Source organism: Nocardioides dokdonensis FR1436 (genome assembly GCF_001653335.1).
Lineage (GTDB): Bacteria > Actinomycetota > Actinomycetes > Propionibacteriales > Nocardioidaceae > Nocardioides > Nocardioides dokdonensis.
Window position 1 is genome coordinate 4,243,952 of record NZ_CP015079.1, and the last position, 18,442, is coordinate 4,262,393.

17 protein-coding genes are annotated in these 18,442 nt (G+C 72.8%); 9 read left to right on the forward strand and 8 right to left on the reverse strand.

The genetic code is table 11. The features are described 5' to 3' along the window. Nucleotides 1-4 precede the first annotated feature (4 nt). The 5 genes from I601_RS19960 to I601_RS19980 are packed head-to-tail and all read left to right on the forward strand — an operon-like array spanning nucleotide 5 to nucleotide 5,787. Nucleotides 5-586: an NADH-quinone oxidoreductase subunit J gene (locus I601_RS19960; protein ID WP_068113717.1), complete on the forward strand. Its 582-nt coding sequence runs from the start codon at nucleotides 5-7 to the stop codon at nucleotides 584-586. Continuing rightward, nucleotides 583-885, forward strand: a complete 303-nt coding sequence (locus I601_RS19965) for an NADH-quinone oxidoreductase subunit NuoK (protein ID WP_068113720.1) — start codon at nucleotides 583-585, stop codon at nucleotides 883-885. Before I601_RS19960 ends, I601_RS19965 begins: the two co-directional genes overlap by 4 nt. Then, entirely contained in the window at nucleotides 882-2,858 is a 1,977-nt protein-coding gene (locus I601_RS19970; RefSeq protein ID WP_068113724.1) for a proton-conducting transporter transmembrane domain-containing protein, read from the forward strand. The genes I601_RS19965 and I601_RS19970 overlap by 4 nt, the downstream gene beginning before the upstream one ends. 3 nt (nucleotides 2,859-2,861) lie before the next feature. Next, nucleotides 2,862-4,358, forward strand: coding sequence for a complex I subunit 4 family protein (locus I601_RS19975; protein WP_068113727.1), 1,497 nt, complete (start codon nucleotides 2,862-2,864; stop codon nucleotides 4,356-4,358). 19 nt (nucleotides 4,359-4,377) lie between these two features. After that, a complete protein-coding gene (locus tag I601_RS19980) occupies nucleotides 4,378-5,787 on the forward strand; it encodes an NADH-quinone oxidoreductase subunit N (protein ID WP_157520359.1) in 1,410 nt (469 codons plus the stop codon). Between the two features lie 12 nt (nucleotides 5,788-5,799). Here the strand turns inward: I601_RS19980 and I601_RS19985 are convergent, their stop codons facing one another. Then, the gene (locus I601_RS19985; protein ID WP_068113729.1) at nucleotides 5,800-6,468 is read right to left on the reverse strand and encodes a DUF305 domain-containing protein; all 669 of its coding nucleotides are present in this window, start codon (nucleotides 6,466-6,468) and stop codon (nucleotides 5,800-5,802) included. A gap of 35 nt (nucleotides 6,469-6,503) precedes the next feature. Further along, nucleotides 6,504-8,252 (reverse strand): N-acetylmuramoyl-L-alanine amidase, encoded by a 1,749-nt coding sequence (locus I601_RS19990; RefSeq protein ID WP_157520362.1) that lies wholly within the window; start codon nucleotides 8,250-8,252, stop codon nucleotides 6,504-6,506. Between the two features lie 106 nt (nucleotides 8,253-8,358). Between I601_RS19990 and I601_RS19995 the strand changes: the two genes are divergently transcribed. Beyond that, a complete protein-coding gene (locus I601_RS19995; protein ID WP_068113733.1) occupies nucleotides 8,359-8,865 on the forward strand; it encodes a nucleoside deaminase in 507 nt (168 codons plus the stop codon). Between the two features lie 18 nt (nucleotides 8,866-8,883). Here the strand turns inward: I601_RS19995 and I601_RS20000 are convergent, their stop codons facing one another. Continuing rightward, nucleotides 8,884-9,600, reverse strand: a complete 717-nt coding sequence (locus I601_RS20000; protein ID WP_084527881.1) for a VC0807 family protein — start codon at nucleotides 9,598-9,600, stop codon at nucleotides 8,884-8,886. Between the two features lie 350 nt (nucleotides 9,601-9,950). Between I601_RS20000 and I601_RS20945 the strand changes: the two genes are divergently transcribed. After that, entirely contained in the window at nucleotides 9,951-11,084 is a 1,134-nt protein-coding gene (locus tag I601_RS20945) for an ankyrin repeat domain-containing protein (protein WP_237089489.1), read from the forward strand. Between the two features lie 41 nt (nucleotides 11,085-11,125). On the opposite strand, the gene I601_RS20010 is transcribed toward I601_RS20945, so the two are convergent. The 5 genes from I601_RS20010 to I601_RS20030 form a co-directional block, all read right to left on the reverse strand. Next, the gene (locus I601_RS20010) at nucleotides 11,126-11,971 is read right to left on the reverse strand and encodes a potassium channel family protein (RefSeq protein ID WP_068113735.1); all 846 of its coding nucleotides are present in this window, start codon (nucleotides 11,969-11,971) and stop codon (nucleotides 11,126-11,128) included. Nucleotides 11,972-11,980: 9 nt separating this feature from the next. Then, entirely contained in the window at nucleotides 11,981-12,607 is a 627-nt protein-coding gene (locus I601_RS20015) for a DUF3152 domain-containing protein (RefSeq protein WP_237089490.1), read from the reverse strand. A 182-nt stretch (nucleotides 12,608-12,789) separates the two neighbouring features. Further along, nucleotides 12,790-14,337, reverse strand: a complete 1,548-nt coding sequence (locus I601_RS20020) for a multicopper oxidase family protein (RefSeq protein WP_218917712.1) — start codon at nucleotides 14,335-14,337, stop codon at nucleotides 12,790-12,792. Between the two features lie 137 nt (nucleotides 14,338-14,474). Next, nucleotides 14,475-15,446: a M56 family metallopeptidase gene (locus I601_RS20025; protein WP_068113737.1), complete on the reverse strand. Its 972-nt coding sequence runs from the start codon at nucleotides 15,444-15,446 to the stop codon at nucleotides 14,475-14,477. Further along, complete coding sequence (locus tag I601_RS20030) at nucleotides 15,443-15,829, reverse strand: BlaI/MecI/CopY family transcriptional regulator (protein ID WP_068113739.1); 387 nt, start codon at nucleotides 15,827-15,829, stop codon at nucleotides 15,443-15,445. Before I601_RS20030 ends, I601_RS20025 begins: the two co-directional genes overlap by 4 nt. Before the next feature lie 119 nt (nucleotides 15,830-15,948). On the opposite strand from I601_RS20030, the gene I601_RS20035 reads away from it, so the two are divergent. Both I601_RS20035 and I601_RS20040 read left to right on the forward strand, forming a co-directional pair. Beyond that, nucleotides 15,949-16,806 carry a F510_1955 family glycosylhydrolase gene (locus I601_RS20035; protein ID WP_068113744.1) on the forward strand — a complete coding sequence of 286 codons (858 nt, stop codon included), beginning with the start codon at nucleotides 15,949-15,951 and terminating at the stop codon, nucleotides 16,804-16,806. A 332-nt stretch (nucleotides 16,807-17,138) separates the two neighbouring features. Beyond that, entirely contained in the window at nucleotides 17,139-18,431 is a 1,293-nt protein-coding gene (locus I601_RS20040; RefSeq protein WP_068113619.1) for an ISL3 family transposase, read from the forward strand. Nucleotides 18,432-18,442 lie beyond the last annotated feature (11 nt).

Genomic DNA, 18,442 nt, shown 5'->3' on the forward strand with positions numbered 1-18,442 from the left:
GGTGATGGGTGATGCCGGATGGCTGGTCGACGTCGCGTTCTGGGCGTGCTCCCTGATCGCCGTCGCGACCGGAGTGCTGGTCTTCGTGGTCGACTCCATGGCGCGGGCGACGTACGCGCTGGCGACGTCGTTCATCGCCACGGGGGGCGCACTGCTGCTGATGCAGCAGTCCTACCTCGGGGTCGTCGTGGTGCTGATGATGGTGATGGAGATGGCCGTGATGGCGGTCTACATGGTGATGTTCATGGGCATGAACCCGGCGCTGATGCCGATGAGCATGGTGCACTCCCACCGCGCGGCCATCGGCGTCGCGGTCGCGACGTTCGTGGTGCTGGGAAGCGGCGCGGTGCTGGTGCCGTGGCCCGAGCGCCGCGGTGCGCCTGCGCCGGACGTCACCGAGGCGCTGGGCACCGCGATCATGGAGAGCCACATGCTCGTGATGATGGTCGTGGGGCCGGTGATGGTGGCCACGATCGTCGTGGGGGTGCTGCTCTCGAGCGCCCGCACCCGCTACGACCGGATGGGCGACGACCTCGACCAGCCGCCCACCGACCCACCGACCGGTCGGACGGGGGTGCGCGGGTGAGCCTCGAGACGGTCCTCCTCGTCGCCTCGGCCCTACTGGCGGTGGGCGTCTACGGCGCCCTGTCCCAGCAGGTCGTCGTGATGGTGATGATGGGCCTGGAGCTGATGATCGCCGGCGTGCTGCTGGCGCTCGGCGGGTTCTGGTGGTTCCTCTCCCCCGACCCGTCGGGCCAGGTGCTGCTGCTCGTCGTGCTGGCGGCCATGACCGTCGAGATGGCGACCGGGTTCGCCATCGCCACGCTGCTGCACCGGCGCGCCGGGCACGACATGACCGACATGGCCACGGAGCTGCGCGAGTGAGCGCCCCGGATCTGCTCCTCGTCCTCGTCGTCGTGGCGCCGGCGCTCGTCGGCGCCCTGCTCGTCCTCGCCGAGCGCGGCAGCCTCCCGCACCGGTCGACGGCGTGGACGGGCGTGGCCACCCTGGGCCTCGCAGCCCTCGCGTCGGTGCCGGCGGTCCTGGCCGGCGCCGAGGTCGGCGTCGGGTTCGTCGCCGGGTCGCGCTGGGGCCTCGAGGCGGCCGGGCCGGCGGTCCTGCTGCTGCCCACCGTGCTGGTGGTGGTCACCCTGGTGCTGGTCGTGGCCGGCGCCGCCGCCGAGACCCGCCAGCCGCGCTTCACCGGGTTGATGCTGCTCTTCACCGCCGCGGCCGTGCTGACGGTGCTGAGCACCAGCCTGCCGGGCCTCCTGGTGGGCTGGGAGCTGATGGGCGCGGCGTCGTACGCCCTGATCGGCTACCGCTACACCGACCCGCACCGGGTCGCCTCGGGGGCCACCGCCTTCCTCACCACCCGCGCCGCCGACCTGGGGCTCTACCTCGCGACCGCGGCCGCGCTGGCCGGCGGCACCGACCTGTCGCTGGACGCCCTGGCCGGCATCGACGGCGGCTGGCGCGACGTCGCCGCGGCAGGCGTCCTGGTCGCCGCGCTCGGCAAGGCGGCGCAGCTGCCCTTCTCGTTCTGGCTGGCCCGGGCGATGGACGGGCCCAGCCCGGTCTCCGCACTGCTGCACTCGGCGGCGATGGTCGCCCTGGGTGGCTACCTGCTGCTGCGCCTCTCCCCGTTGCTGTCCGCCACCGGCTGGGCCGGGCCGACCACGGCGTGGATCGGGGTGAGCACCGCGGTCGTGCTCGGCGGCGTCGCCGTCACCCAGACCGACCTCAAGCTGCTGCTGGCCGCCTCCACGAGTGCTCAGCTGGGCTTCGTGGTGCTCGCCGCCGGCGTCGGGGCCACCGCCGCCGGCACCGCCCACCTGGTCGCGCACGCCGCGGTCAAGGCGCTGCTCTTCCTCGCGGCCGGTGCCTGGCTCGAGGCGCTGGGCAGCAAGCGGCTCGACGTGCTCTCCGGCGCGGCGCGTCGGTGGCCGGCCCTGGGCGCCCTGGCCGTCGCCGCGCTGCTCGCGCTCTCCGGGCTGCCGCCGTTGTCGCTGTGGGGCACCAAGGACGCCGTGCTGGCCGGCGCGCTCGAGCAGTCGCCCGCGCTGTACGCCGCCGGCCTGGCGGCGACCGTCCTCGCGGTGGCCTACGCCGTGGTCGCGCTCGTGCACCTGGTCGGCCCGCCGGCTCCCCCGGAGAGGCTGCCGGCGCCCGAGGACCGCGAGGAGGTGGCGAGCGGTTCGGTCGCGACACTCGTGCCGGTGGCCCTCGCCCCGCTCGGCGTCGGGGCGGTGGCGCTGGGGGTGCTGGCGCTGCCGCCGGTCCTCGAGCGGCTGCCCGGACGGGTCCCCGCCGAGCCGTCCCTCGTCGAGCTCATCGGCTCGTCGGTGCTGGTCGTGCTCGTCGCGGTCCTCACCGTCGTGCTCGTCCGGGCCGGAGGCGGCACCCGGCGCCGGCCCGGGGGGCTGGTCGCTCTCCTGCGCGCCTGGTTGCACCTGGAGCCCGCGGTGCACCTGCTGGTGGTGCGACCGACCCTGCGCTTGGCCGAGGGCGCAGCGCGCCTCGACGACCGGGTGCTGGCCCCCGCCGTGCACGGAGCCGCCGTGGCCGCGCTGCGTCTGGCCCGCGGCGCCGCCCGCGCCGACGACCGCTTCCTGGCCCGGGCCGTGGACGGCGTCGGGACGGCGGGGCTGGACGCCGCCCACGCCAGCGACCGAGCCGACGTCGGGGTCGACCGTGCGGTCCACAGCATGGCCGGCGCCCTGGCTCGGGTCGGGCGCGCCGTGCGGCGTACGTCGGGCACCGGCCAGCTGCACCACTACTACCTCCAGCAGGTGGGCCTCCTGCTGCTGGTGCTCGTCGTCGTGTCCCTGATCGTCCTACTCGGAAGCTCGAGGTGAGCCGTGCTCTCCGTCCTGGTGCTCCTCCCCCTGCTGGCCGCGGCCCTGCTGCTGGTGCCGGCCGTGCCCGACCGGTGGGCGCGGTGGTCCTTCGTGGCCGTCACGCTGGTCGAGGTCGTCCTGGCCGCCGTGCTCTGGGCGCGCTTCGAGGACCCGGGGCCGGGCGCGCTCGCCTTCGAGCAGCAGCGGGAGTGGATCCCCGGCCTCGGCGCCAGCTACCACGTCGGGCTCGACGGGCTGTCCCTGGCGCTGGTGGTGATGACCACCGTCGTCTTCGCCGCGTGCGCGGTCTACGCCCTCGGTGACGAGCAGCGCCCGCGGCTGCAGGCCGCGCTGTTCCTGGCCCTGGAGACCAGCTGCCTGGGGGTCTTCGCCGCCGCCGACCTGATCGTGTTCTTCCTCTTCTTCGACCTGTCGATCGTCGGCATGTACTTCGCCATCCACGGCTGGGGCCACGGCGACCGCGCCCGGTCGGCGCTGCAGTTCTTCCTCTACACCTTCCTGGGCTCCCTGGCGCTCCTGCTCGGCTTCATCGGGCTCTACGTCGCCTCCGCGCCGCACACGTTCGACATGGTCGAGCTGGCGGCCGCCCCGCCGCTGCAGGGCACGGGGGCGACCGGGGTGCTGGTGCTCGGGGCGATCCTGCTCGGGCTGGCGATCAAGACGCCCACCGTGCCCTTCCACACCTGGCTCCCGCCGGCGCACACCGACGCACCGGCCATCGGCTCGGCGGTGCTGGCCGGGGTGATGCTCAAGCTCGGCACCTACGGGTTCGTGCGGATCGCGATGCCGATGCTCCCCGACGCCTGGCGCGCTTGGGCGCCGGTGCTGGTGGTCGTCGGCGTGGTCTCGGTGCTGTGGGGTGCACTGGTGGCCCTGGCCCAGAGCGACCTGAAGCGGATGATCGCCTACACCTCGGTCAACCACATGGGCTACGTCGTGCTGGCGGTCGGCGCGGCCGGGATGCTGGTGGACGGCTCCGCCGACGCCGAGGCCGCGCGCACCACCGCGATCACCGGGGCGGCGACCCAGATGGTCAGCCACGGCCTGCTCACCAGCGCGCTCTTCCTGCTCGCCGGGGTCGTGTGGGAGCGGCGGCGCAGCTACGCCCTCGACGAGTACGGCGGGCTGGCCGCCCCGGCCCCGCGCTTCGCCGCCCTGCTGGTGCTCGCCGCCCTGGGCTCGCTCGGGCTGCCGGGGCTGTCCGGCTTCATCGCCGAGCTGCAGGTCTTCGCCGGCGCCATCGCGCTGGTGCCGTGGACCGCGGTGGCCCTGCTCGGCATCCTGCTGATGACCGCGGTGCTGCTGCGGGTGCTGCAGCAGCTGCTCACCGGTCCGGTGCACGGGCTCGCGGAGGGCTTCACCGACGTACGGACCCGGGAGTGGCTGCCGATCACGGTGCTGCTCGCGCTCGCCGTGGTGATCGGGCTGGCGCCACGTCCGCTGCTGGACCTCCTCGAGCCGGCGGCGGCCGCGGCCGCCGCGCTGGTGGCGCGATGATCGCGGCCGCGAGGCGACCATGAGCATGACGTCCAGCGTCACCGCGCTGCTGCCCGAGCTGGTGCTGCTGCTCGGGGCGGTGCTCTGCCTGCTCCTGGGGTCGTGGACCCCCCGGCTGCGGCAGCACCGGGTCCGGGTGGTGGCCGGCCTGGTCGTCCTGGCCTTCCTCGGCACCGCGGTCCTGGGCCTGGTCCGTCCCAGCACGACGGCGTTCTCGGCCACCTTCACCGTCGACGAGGCCACCGGCCTGCTGCGGGTGGTGGTGGGGGCCGCGCTGCTCGTCCTCCTGCTGCTGGCCGGGGACGAGATCGCCGGCCACCCCCGCGAGAGCGAGGTCTACGTCCTGCTGCTGCTCGGGGCGGACGGGGTCCTCCTCGTCGGCGGCACCACCGACCTGGCGGTCCTCGTGGTCGGCTTCCTGCTGGCCAGCATCCCGCTGTACGGACTGATCGGCCTCTCCACGACGGCCGCCGCGCCGGAGGCGGCGCTGAAGACCTACCTCATCGGCGCCCTGTCGGGGATCGTGCTGATGCTCGGCGCCAGCGTGCTCTTCGGGTTGGCCGGCAGCACGGCGTACGCCGACCTCGACGCCGGTATCGGCGACGCTCCCGTGGCCGCCGGCGCCGCCGGGGTGGTGCTGCTGCTGGTCGGGCTGCTCTTCAAGGCCGGCGCGGTGCCCGCACACTTCTGGGTGCCCGACGCGGTGCAAGGTTCCTGGGTCACCACGGCCGCGTTCCTGACCACGGTGCCCAAGCTGGGCGCGGTCCTCGCCATCGCGCGCCTCCTCGAGGCGCTGCCCCGCGAGAGCGTGTGGCCCACCCTGGTGGCGGTGCTCGCCGCCGTGAGCATGACGGTGGGCAACCTCGCCGCGCTCACGCAGGACGACGTACGCCGCCTGCTCGGGTGGTCGACCATCAGCCAGGTGGGCTACCTGCTCGCCGTCGTGGCCGCGTTCCCGGGCTCCGAGCTCGCCCGGCCCACGCTGCTGCTGTTCCTGGCGGCGTACGCCGTGACCAACCTCGGCTGCTTCGCGGTGCTGGCCGCCGCGCCCGACCGGACCCGCATCGACCACTGGCGCGGGACCGCCCGGCGTCGCCCCGGCCTGGTGGCTGCTCTCGGTGTGGCACTGCTCGGCCTGGTGGGCACACCGCCGACCGCGGTGTTCGTCGCCAAGGTGCTCACGATCGCGGTGACCTGGGACGCCGGGCTGGCGTGGTTGGCGGTGCTGGTCGCCGCCAACACGGTGCTGAGCCTGGCCTACTACCTGCGCTGGCTGGCGGCCTGCATCAGCGCACCGCGTGAGCAGGCAGAGGCCGACGTCGCCGACCCGCCGGGACGGCTGACCTCAGCGCGGTTGGCCTACGGCTGCGCCGTGGGCGCCGTGGCGCTCGGGCTCGCCGCCGGGCCGGTGCTGGCCCTGGCCGGGTAGCGGGTGGCCAGGTCAGCCCAGCAGGTCCTGCATGGTCTCGATCTCGGCGTTCTGGGACTCGATGACCGACTCGGCGAGGTCGATCGCCTCGGGGTAGAGGCCGTCCTCAATCTCCTGCTCGGCCATCTCGACCGCGCCCTCGTGGTGCTCGGTCATCATCTCCAGCCACATCTGCTCGAAGTCGCCGTCGCCGGCCGTGCGCAGCTCCTGCATCTGCTCCTCCGACATCATCGACCCGCCCATGTCCCCCATGTCGCTGTCCCCCATGTCGTCCGAGCCCTGGGAGTCGTCGTCACCGGGGTGCCCGGCGTTGGCGTGGTCCAGCCCGGTCTCGGGCACCGGCTCGTCCCACGCCGCCAGCCAGCCGGTCATGGTCTGGATCTCCGGGACCTGGGCGTCGCGGATGTCGGCCATCAGGGTCTCGACCTCGGGGCTGAGGTCACGCCCCTGCGCCATCACGACCATCTCCACCGCCTGGGCGTGGTGCGGGATCATCTCGGTCGCGAAGTCGACGTCGGCGTCGTTGAACTCGCTGCCGTCCGGGGCGGTGCGCACCGAGGAGCCCGCGTCCGGTTCGGCGTCGTCGCTCCCGCACCCGGCGAGCGTGGCGGTGACCACGAGCCCGGCCGCGATCGCGAGGAGGAGACGGAACGGACGTCGGGGCTCATCGGCACTGTGCACCCGGCAAGAGTACGAGCCGGGCCCACACCCATCCGTCAGGGGCGTTCGTCGACCTGCACCCGCAGCTCGACCTGGTTCGGGTTGCACGCGCGGTCCCCGGGATAGGTGATCACGACCCGTCGGTTGCCCGCCTTGATGGGCTTGCGGCCACCGACCGAGACCCGGAGCCGGCCGTCGCGCAGCTTGACCTGCTTGGAGCGCCCGCTGACCTTCACTGTCACGGTCCCGGTGGGCGTGACGTCGCGCCCGCGGGGCGGCACCAGCCGCGCGTCGACGCGCACCTTGCCGCGTCGCGACCGCGCTTCGGCCACGATCTTGACAGGGGTGGTGACCCGGCCCGCACCCACGACTTCCTGGACGGCGTCGGCGCCCGGGCTGGTCGCGCGCACCAGCACGCTGATCTGGCTGCCGAGGTCGGCGTCGGAACACCGGTAGCGGCGCCCGGTGGCCCCCGGGACGGCCTTGCCGTCGCGGCGCCACTGGATCGTGGTCTTGGCGCCGGCCGGTTCGTAGGCTCCCGGATCCACCTCGAGGAGCCGCCCGGGCCTCGTGCGTCCCTTGACCTTCGGGCTGCGGGTCGTGCGCACCTGCTTCTGGACGTTGCGGTGCTGCTCGACGATCTTGTGCGCCCGCGAGCGTACGTCGGGCAGGCGGGCGTAGAGCAGCTTGCCGGGGCAGGCGGTGTCGTTGGTGTCGCGGTGCCCGTCGATGACCCGCAGCGCGACGACGGTGCCGGTGCGGTACTTGTCGCTGCCCTCGGAGCGGACCTTGATCTTGCCCCGGGGCCTGCGGCCGTACTGGTCCAGCTTCCAGGCCGCCATCTTGGCCAGCGCGCCGATCATCGCGTTCGAGGGGGCACTCACCTCGTAGTTGCCGATCGCCGCGACCCCGGTGGAGGCCGTGTTGAAGCCCAGGGTGTGCGCACCACGCACGGGACGCGTGACGCCCCCGGCCCGGCCCTCCCAGATCCGACCGAACTTGTCGACCAAGAAGTTGTAGCCGATGTCGGACCAGCCCAGGTTCTGGGTGTGGTAGCGGTAGAAACCGCGCAGCAGCGCCGGCACCTGGGTGCGCGAGTAGTCGTTGCCGCTGGCGGTGTGGTGCACGTGCATCTGGGCGATGGTCGAGTTGTAGGTGGGCGACCCGTCGCGCCAGGACTCCGTCGCGCCCCAGTCCTTGCGGGTGCGGATCGTGGGCCGGGGCACCGGCTCACCGGCGCGGGCGAGCGTGGCGCGGCCGGCGACCTGCTCGGCGAGCTCGTCCTGGTCGCTCGCCCGGGCGGCGGGGTGCAGGAGCACCAGGGTCAGGGCCTCCGGGCGGCTGCCGGCGACCCGCACCTGCACGCCGTCGGCGGCGCCCACGAAGCGCAGGTGCGTGCCGCGCACCGCGGTGGCCTCGTCGCTGATGGCGTCGGGGTGGTCGTCGAGGGTGGGCAGCACGACCCACTCACCCCAGCGCCCCCCGACCTTGGACCGGATCGAGAGGTCGGCCGTGCTCTCGCCGAGCCAGGTCAGCGCGACCATCGAGTGCACCGAGGTCGGCAGGTCGCGCGTGGTCCACCGCGCCTGCGACGAGCGGCGCAGCATCGTGTCGTCGAGCGGCACCTCGAGGGACTTCACGTCCGAGCCACTGTCCGCGGACAGCTCCAACGAGGCACCCGGGGTCGGGTCGTCGGGCTGCGAGCTCGGGTCGATCCGGACGGCGACGCCGATCGCACCTACGGCGACACCGCCGGCGAGGGCGGCCTTCACGAGGGAACGACGGTGGGTGGGCTCCGGAGACATGACCTCGATTGTGCCGACGACGAGGCCGGGATCCTGGGAGGCGCGGCCCTCGTCATCGTGAGAGTCGGCACGTCCGGGCCGCGTGGCCCGCTGCTAGCGTCGCGCCATGGCAGCCTCCTCGCCCCCGGGCTCGGTGTCGACCGAGGACCTCGTCCACCTGCGCCGCGCGGTCGCGCTGGCCCGCGACGCCCTCGCGGCCGGTGACAAGCCGTTCGGGACCGTGCTCGTCGACGACCGGGGCAGGGTCCGCTTCGAGGACCGCAACCGCACCAGCGGCGGCGACAGCACCCGGCACCCCGAGCTGGCGGCCGCGCAGTGGGCCGCCGAGCACCTCACGCCCGCCGAGCGGGCGGCCAGCGTCGTCTACACCTCGGGTGAGCACTGCGCCATGTGCAGCGCCGCGCACGCCTGGGTTGGCCTGGACCGCATCGTGTACGCCGCGAGCAGCGAGCAGCTGGCCTCGTGGCACCGCGAGTGGGGCGTCGCACCCGGACCCGTGGCCACCCTGCCGATCGGGGCGGTGGCACCGCACGTGCGCGTCGACGGCCCCGTCCCCGCCCTCACCGAGGAGGTGCGGGCGCTGCACGCCGCCCTGCACGGCGTCGAGGGGTAGCAGACCCGCTGCGCACCGTCAGTCGCGCACCGGCACCGGCACGAGCTCGGGCGCCACGTGCAGCAGCGGGGGGCCGAAGAGGCCCTCCTGGCGGGCGACGTATGCAGCCAGGGCCACGGTCGCGACGGCGGCCAGGACGTTGACGCTGAGCATCAGGATGCTCTTGACCAGCACGAACGTCTCGAGCGACTGCGACTGGAGCAGCCACAGCGTCACCGACCCCTTCGCGAGGCCGAGCACCGCCCACAGGGCGGTCAGGTGCCAGAAGAGGCGGCGCACCCGCGGGCGCATCGCGAGCTCGTGGTCCATCGGGTAGAAGTCGCCGGCCAGCCGCGCCACCATCGGGCGGGCGCTGGCCAGCGACAGCAGGAAGAGGAGGGCGACCACGCCGTCGCTGATGACCGGCTGCAGGAAGTACAGCCACGTGCTGTCCGCCACGACCGAGAGCAGGGTCCGCCCGGTCAGCATGATCGCGGTCAGGTAGAGCAGCCCCGAGGCACGGCGCCGCGTCACGAACCGCCACGCGATGGCGCCGTACGACCAGGCGAGCGCGAAGCCGATCGCGGTCCAGATCCCGGCGAGCGCGAAGACGCCGTAGAAGAGCACGGCGGGGATCACGACGGCGATGAGCAGGCTCATCGAGACGCGCCGCACCACCGAGAGGAGCGTGGGTCGGTGCGGGAGCAGGTCGGCGAGGGCCGTGGTGGGCGCGGGCGTGGTGCGCTGAGATGCCAAGGGGGCCGGTCCTGCCGGCCTCTGCACAACCGGGCTTTGCTCGTGGTGCCACCGCCGGATGACGGCCTCGGAGGCCCGTCAGGAGGTCCCGCGGTGCGCCCCAGTGTAGGGCCTGCGGGCGCAGAACGGTGTGGTCGGAGGCGCCGGATCCCAGGAGGCACACTGGTGGGATGCATCGGTGGCTGAGGGCGGGTCTCCTCGCTCTTCCTGCACTAGCGATCGTCGCGTGCACGGGCGGTGGCCCGGAGCAGCGGCCCGCTTCCAGCGCTCCCGGGACCAGCACCAGGGCCAGCACCGGGGCCGGTGCTCCCAGCACTTCCGCACACACGGGCACCCCCAGGAGCAGCAGCGTGACGCCCTCCCCCCTCAGCAGGGCCCTCAGCACGACGCAGCAGAGCGAGCTCGACGAGCAGCTGCGCGAGGCGGCCTGGGCCGACGACGTCGATCGAGCGCGCCGGCTGGTGCGCCGCGGCGCGGACGTCAATGCGAAGGACGACACCCAGCAGTCGGCGTACCTCGTCGCCACCAGCGAGGGCTACCTCGACCTGCTCCGGTTGACGCTCTCCGCCGGTGCGCGCGTCGACGACAAGGACAGCTGGAACGGCACCGGGCTGATCCGCGCCGCCGAGCGTGGCCACGCCCTGGTGGTGGGCCGGCTGCTGCAGGCCGGGATCGACCGGGACCACGTCAACCGGATCGGCTACCAGGCGGTCCACGAGGCGGTCTGGCTGGGCGAGGACACCACGACGTACGTCGACACCATCCGGGTGCTGGTCGCGGGCGGGGTCGAGCTCGACCGGTCGTCGGTGCAGGAGGGCCTCACTCCCCTGCAGATGGCCGAGCAGCGCGGGCACCCGCGCCAGGAGTCGGCGCTGCGCGCGGCGCTGACCGCCGAACGCGTCGCGGCTCCCGACGCCGCCCTGCTACGGGCCGCCGAGAGCGGGGACGCCGACCTGGCCGCGCGAGCACTCCGCTCGGGCGCGGGCCTCGAGACCCAGGACCGCCTCCAGCGCACCCCCCTGCTGCTCGCCGCGACCCACGACCGGGTCGACGTGGCCCGGCTGCTGGTGGCGATGGGGGCCGACCCCGATGCGCTGGACCACCAGCACGACACACCCTGGCTGGTCACCGGCGTCACGGGCAGTGTCGCGATGCTGGAGGCGCTGCTGCCTGCGCGTCCCGACCTGGGCATCGTGAACCGCTACGGCGGGACCTCGTTGATCCCTGCGAGCGAACGCGGTCACGTCGACTACGTACGACGCGTCCTGCGGACCGGCATCGACGTCGACCACGTCAACCGGCTCGGCTGGACGGCGCTGCTCGAGGCGGTCGTCCTCGGCGACGGGGGCCCCGCGCACCAGGAGATCGTCCGCCTGCTGCTCGACGCCGGGGCGGACGCATCCATCCCGGACGGGGACGGCGTCACGGCACTGGAGCACGCCCGCACCCGCGAGTTCGTCGCCCTGGCCCGTCTCCTGCGCTGACCCGGCCCATATGTCGCGCTGACCCGGCGCAGATGTGCCCCTCAATCGTCGGCAGGCTCCGCGTCGGCGAGCTCACGCAGCGCCTGGACGCGGTCCCCGGGTGCGCCGAACTGCTCGTGCAGCACCTCGAGGGCGATCCCGAGGACCCGGTCGAGCCCCCGGGCGGCCGCGGCGACCTCGTCGTCCGTCGAGCCGGACTCCTCCTGCACGACCTGGTCGAGCCGGACCAGCAGCGGCACCAGGGCGATGCGGGGGTCGTGCTCGCGGAAGTAGTAGGTCTCGGAGTTCTGCACCAGGTCGACCACGACCGCGCTCATCGAGCTGGTCCAGGCGCGCAGCTGGGCGGCCCGGCCAGGGCCGGGGAGGACGGTGTCGCCGGCAGCACCGCAGCCGACCTCGAGGGCCAGCGAGCGCCGGCGGGCCAGCGCCGGGTAGATCTGGCTGATCCAGCCGATCGCACCGGTGAGCACCGCGAAGCCGAGCAGCGCCTCGACCGGCGTCACCAGCCGCATCCACGGCTCGGCGAGCACCACGTCGCCCAGCCCGAGGGTCGCGAGCGCCACCACCGAGAGGTAGACCGCGTCCTCGACGCCCCCGCCCTTCGGGATCCCGGGACCGTACGACGCGTCCTGCGGCAGCTGGGGCAGGTAGACGAGGGCGAAGCCCACCACCAGCAGCGCGAACCAGACGAGCATTGTCGTCGTCACCGCGAGCGGACCGGCCAGCACCTGCGGGCGTCGTCCGAGCCGACGGGCGACGGCCCAGACCGCGGTGCACACGTGGGCGCTCAGGGCCCCGTCACCGCCGGGGTGGAAGAGCGTGTGGAAGACGTCGCGCAGCACCACCAGCACGATCACCGCGCCGACAACGGTCATCGCGATGTCCATGTCACCACCCTAGGGCCGTGGCCAGGGGTTCGGCCGGCAGCCGTCCAGACCCAGTGTCTGCTGCAGCATCACCGGCGCCGGTCGCCCCGGCCCCGGGCAGGTGGCGTGGCCGTTGCCCAGGGCATGGCCCACCTCGTGATTGACCAGGTACCGCCGGTAGCCGGGCAGCCGACCCGCGTACGCCGGCGCGCCGCGGGTCCAGCGACGGGCGTTGAGCACCACCATCTGACCGTTGCGGCACGACAGCTCGCCGCGGGTGTTCAGCGGCGCACAGAGGCGGTCGGTCGTCGCCGGGGTGGCCAGCAGGATCCTCAGGTCAGGGTCGGTGTCGGTGGGTTCGAGGAGGCCGGCCTGCCCACCGACCCAGCCCCGACGGTGCGAGAGCACAGCGCTCACCTCCGCCGCGACCGAGCCAGCGAGGAGGCCCGAGGCCTCCAGGTTGTCCTCGACCTCGACGGAGTAGCGGGTCCGGGTCCCTGCCGGCGGAGGCCGGGTGACCTCTGCGACGCGGAAGGTCCCGGGACCGCTCTCCGGGAGCGGGGCGGAGACCCGGTCTCTTCCTCGTAGCGGGTCCCCGACCCCGCTGCCCGGGGAGCCCGCGGACGCAGCAGCGGTCGCCGCTGGAACCTCCAGCATCGCTGTGGCCTCGCCGGCCGACGCCGCATCTCGGCCGGATCTGTCACGCAGAGCCGCTTCCACCGCGAAGGCACCGACCCCGACCGCGGCCAGCGCCAGCAGCCCCATCGGGAGCCGCACACGCCTCGACCACCGTCGAGAGCCCCGTCGGGACGGAGCAGGCGACCGGTGGCGTCCGGCGGTCATGCGACGTAGCTGACGACCGTCATCATCCCCAGCTCGCCGTGGTAGAGGTTGTGGCAGTGGGTCAGCCACTGGCCCGGGTTGTCGGCGTCGAAGTCGAGGCTCAGGCGTTGGCCGGGGACCACGTTGACCGTGTCCTTGCGAGGCCCGCCCTCGCCGATCACGGGCGTGTGACCGTGCAGGTGCATGGGGTGGAACATCATCGTGTTGTTCACCATCTCCAGGCGCACCCGCTCACCCTGGCGCAGCTCCAGCGGCTCCCGGTCCTCGTAGGTGCGTCCGTTGATGAGCCACTCGCGCCCACCGTCCCCCATCTCGAGCGACATGCTCAGCTCCCGGTCCGGCGTACGACGCTCGAGGGCGACGGCCTCGGTCGCGGCGAGGTCGTCCAGACGCAGGAGCCGACCGCCGAGCTCGGTGACCCTGGCGAGCTCTCGCGACGAGAGCGGCATGCGCCTCGATCCCGGCGCCGTGGTGAGCAGGGCGGCCGCGCTCGGGCCTTCCTTGCTCTCGGGACGCGCCACGATCGGGAAGGAGCCGTCCTGGACCTCGATCTCGACGTCGTAGCGCTCCCCCATGCCGATCACGAGGGTGTCCACCTCGACCGGGCGCACCGGGAAGCCGTCGGTGTGGGTGACGCGGAGCACGTGTCCGGCGACGGCGAAGCGGAAGGCGGTGTCGCCGCTGGCGTTGATGAGGCGCAGCCGCAACCGGTCGCCACGCTTCGCGGGCACGACGAAGGGGTCGCTCGGCAGTCGGCCGTTCACGAGGTTGGCCGGGTAGACCACGTCGCCGCCGTCGCGCCCCAGCGGCGTGTCCGGGCTGACGCCGGCCATGTCGGCCATGTGGGACCCCATCCCGTCCATGCCACCCATGCCTCCCATGTCGCCCATCCCTCCCATCCCGCTCATCCCCTCGGCGGCGAGGCGGGCCAGCAGGTCCGCGGGGCTGTCGCCCCAGCCGTCGGTCCAGTCGTCCAGCACGAGGACGACCTCGTCGGTGTAGCGACCCTGCTCGTCCGGGTCCTCGACGATCAACGGGGCGTAGAGCCCGGTGTCGAGCTGCGTGCCGACGTGGGGGTGGAACCAGTAGGTGCCCGGGTGGGGCACCACGAAGTCGTAGTCGAAGCTCGCGCCGGCAGCGACAGCCTGCTGGGTGAGACCGGGCACGCCGTCCATGTCGTTGCGCAGCGCCAGACCGTGCCAGTGCACGGTGGTCTCGTCCGGGAGGCCGTTGGTCAACGCCACCTGCAGCCGGTCTCCCGCAGTGAGCCGGATCTCCGGTCCGGGGAGCTCGCCGCCATAGGTCCAGGTCGGCACGACCCGACCGCCGAGGTCGACCTCGGTGGCGCGCGCACTGAGCGTGCGTCGCACCACCTGGCCGCTCGCCGCGCGCTCGCGCGCCGTCTCGGTCGCCTGCACCGAGCCGGCGCCCGGGAGCACGGGGCTGCCCGAGAGCCCGTCATCCAGGAGGCGGGGCAGCCCGAAGACTCCCGCGGCACCGAGGGCGCCGGCTGTGCCGGCCCCGAGGAGCCATCGACGCGACACGGGAGGCAGCTGCGGAGACACGGACGACGTCCTTCCTGACGACGGTGTCGGCGGCAGCGCCGACATCTACTAGGTTACGTAGTAGACAAAGAGGATCAGCCCCCGGGGCAAGGCGAGCCACTCTGCCGCTGCGAGCCTCACAGTCCTCCGCACCAGTGCAGGAGCACGCCAGCGAGGGCCGGGCCCAGGGCGAGCGCCAGCGGCAGGGACAGCTGTGCCGTCAGGACGGTCGTCACCCACCGGCGCTGCGCAGGCGTCACCGGGTCGACAGGCTCCACCAGGCGCCGTACGCGCTCGACGACCCCGCCACCGCTGGCCGCGAGCGCCACGGACCCGGCAGAGCCCCCGCGGGCGCCGGCCAGGGTCAGCACCGCCTCGACGAGCTGGCTTCGCCGCGCCCCGGAGCCAGCGTCGTCGGCGTCCATCTCGACGAGGTCGCAGATCCGGGCCAGCGCCACGGAGCTGCCGAACCGGCCCCGCCAGGCGGTCGAGAACGCGCGGGCGACCAGCACGGCACGGTGGTGGCGTGCCCTCAGGTGAGCTCGTTCGTGCACCAGCACCTGCTCGAGCTGCTCCGCACTGAGAGCATCCATCGCCCCCTGGCTCACCACCACGCGAGGTGAACGGCCGGCGATGCAGTAGACGGTGGGGCGTGCCTCGTCGATCACCACGACGTCCTTGGCCAGGTGCGCGACGGCAAGGGCATCCACCAGGTCACGATGACGACGTCGCTCTGCGCCCGCACGCCACCAGTGCCGAGCCAGGGTCGCGCCGAAACGGGTGAGGACCAGGCCCACCCAGCCCGCGCCCAGCAGTGCCGCAGCGACGCCGCCGGACGTGGCGTAGTGGTCGCGCAGCATCATCGTGCAGGCATGCAGGAGCCCGCTCATGTCAGTGCTCGTCAGGCCGGCGGAGCCCATCGGGATGATCGGGACCGCCAGCACCAGACCTGCGAGGACCAGCGCGAGCAGGACCGCCGCGCCCTGGACCTGCCAGGCCAAGATGCCCAGCCGTGGCGACCGGGTCACCCAGGTCGCTCGACCCAACCAGCGGGGACCGAGGACGCCGACCCCTCCCGCCAGCATCAGCAGCAGCGCGGGGACGATCACGTCGCCCCCTCCGCCCTGCCGGCGTCGGATTCGGGGTCGATGTCAGCGACCACGGCGCGCAGCGAGGCCAGGTCAGCCTCCGAGAGCTGCTCGACGAACCTCAGCAGCACGCCGCCACGGTCGCCGATCCCCTCCATCGCCCGCTCCATCAGCTCCGCGGTGTGACGCTCGCGTGAGCTCGCAGCGCGGTAGACGAACGCCCGGCCGCGCTTCTCGCGCAGCAGCAGACCTTTGCGGTGCAGGTTGTCCATCACCGTCATCACCGTCGTGTAGGCCAGCGGACGTTCCTTCGTCAGGTCCTCCAGCACGTCACGCACAGAGGCGGATCGATCCCACGACCACAGGCGATCCATGACAGCAGCCTCGAGCTGTCCCAGCACCATGAGCCCTGCACCGCCTCGTCTCGTCCGGCCCCGATCGTAGCCAGTGCGCCCGGACCACCCCGGTGTGGCACACACGTCTACGATGTTCCTTCGTAGATCCCTGCTCCGAGAGGTCCACCGTGCTCCTTCGCCCCAGCCGCAGGCTCGCCCCCCTGGCCCTGGTCCTGAGCACGGCTCTCGTGCTGACGGCGTGCTCCGACAGTCGCGACGGCGACGGGGCCCAGGACCGCACGTTCGCTCCCGACCACATCCACGGTCTCGCCGAGGAGCCGGGCACCGGGCGGCTCCTCATCGCCACCCATGACGGACTCTTCGCCCTCGCGGACGGGGACGACGAGCCGACGCCGGTCGGCGACACCACCGCGGACCTGATGGGCTTCACCGTCTCTCCCGACGGTGACTTCCACGCCAGCGGACACCCGGGCCCCGGCGAGCCGGGCCCGTCCGCGCTCGGGCTGGTGACCTCCGACGACGCCGGCCTGACCTGGAAGAACGTCTCCCTGGGCGGCGAGGCGGACTTCCACGCCCTGGACGCCACCCCGACCGCGGTCTACGGCGTCGACGCGGGGGTGCGCCTGATGCGCAGCACCGATTCAGGAGAGAGCTGGGACGAGCTCGCCCTGCCCCAGCCGGTCGTCGACATCGCCGCCGACCCGGGCTCGGACGCCCTGGTCGTGACCAGCGAGGCAGGCCCACTGCTGAGCACCGACGCGGGCGCGACCTTCGCCCCCATCGCAGAAGCCCCGGTCATGGTGCTCGTCGACTGGGCCGAGGGCGGCAGCCTCGTCGGGGTGGACCCGTCCGGCCAGGTCTTCACCGCCGACGACCCGGGCTCCTGGACCTCCCGGGGCACGGTGGACGGCGCCGTCCAGGCACTGACGACCGGCAGCCAGGGCGCGATCTACGTGACGACCCAGGACGCCCTGCTGCGCAGCGACGACGGCGGCGAGTCGTTCAGCACCGTCATGAGCTACTGACGCACCACCCCTGCCGACTGTCGAGACCGACAGCGGGGATGGCGGGCGTCGCTCCGCCGACCGCTGCCCCCCTCCCCCCGCCCGCGAGACGGCGACCCGGCGCGAATATCGCACCGACCCGGCGCAGATCGACCACCCGAGCAGTCGATGCGTCGGCCGGTTCGGGCCGACTCGGCGCGACATCCGCGCCGGGTCGCGGGGATATTTGCGCCGGGTCGGGCTCTTGTGATGCATGTGTGGGTGGCTGAGCGTGCCGTGAATGAGCGCACGCCGCTCTCTGTCTAGGTTTCTGAACTGTCGAGGAACTGAAACCAGGTGCACAGGAGAGCGGCGTGCGCGATGCCACCTTATGGCGTGCTCTTGTCGGGTGTGAGAACACCGTGATCGAGGGCGTTGACTTCGAGCAGGAATTGCAGCAGGTCACCATCCGGGTCCGCCCGGTAGCTCGTCAGCGTGGCCGCTGTGGCCGTTGCCAGCGCCCCTCGCCGGGCTACGACGCAGGTCGAGGACGCCGGCACTGGCGCGCTTTGGACCTGGGCACGATCCGGTGTCAGCTGCAGGGCGATGCGCCGCGGGTGCGGTGTCGTGAGCACGGCGTGGTGGTAGCTCACCTGCCCTGGGCCCGCCATGGTGCTAGGGCAAGCAGGGCATTCGAGGACCAGGTCGCCTGGTTGGCCACCCAGACCTCGAAGATCGCGGTCACCGAGCTGATGCGCATTGCGTGGCGCACCGTAGGCGCGGTCATCACCCGTGTCTGGGCCGAGGTAGAAGGACGCGTCGACCTGCTGAGTGGGCTCACCAGGATCGGGATCGACGAAGTCTCCTACCGGCGCGGGCACCTGTACCTGATGGTCGTCATCGACCACGACACCGGCCGACTGGTGTGGGCCGGCAAGGGCCAGACCAAGGCCACCTTGCAGTCCTTCTTCGATGCCCTCGGGCCCGAACGGTCCGCCCAGATCACCCACGTCACCGCTGACAGCGCCGGCTACATCGCCGACGTCGTAGGCACCAACTGCCCTGCCGTGATCCAGGCCGCTGATCCCTTCCACGTCGTGAAGTGGGCCAACGACGCCCTCGGGGAGGTCCGGTTGACTGCCTGGCGCGAGGCACGAGCAGCGGTGCGCGCGAACCCGCCACGACGCGGACGACCAGTTAAGGACGCACCACCGCACCTGGAGTCACAGCGCCTGCGACTGCTCACCCGCTCCCGCTACGCGCTGTGGAAGAACCCCGAGAACCTCACCAGCAGCCAGAGTGCCCAACTGAAGTGGATCGCACAGACCGACCCCCGACTGTGGCGCGGCTACCAGCTCAAAGAAGGGCTACGCGCGATCTTCAAACTGCCCCACCACGAGGCCCCCGAGGCGCTCAATGCCTGGATCACCTCAGCGCAACGCTGCCGCATCCCCCAGTTCGCAGCACTAGCCAAGACCGTGCAGGCCCAACGCGGCCCCATCCTGCTGGCCATCGAGCACGGCCTGTCCAACGGCCGCACCGAAGCCGTCAACCTGCGCATCCGACTACGAACCCGCATGGCCTACGGCTTCCGCGACCCCCACGCTCTGATTGCCATCCTCATGCTCACTCTCGGCGGCCACCGACCCCGACTACCCGGCAGATGACCCACACATCA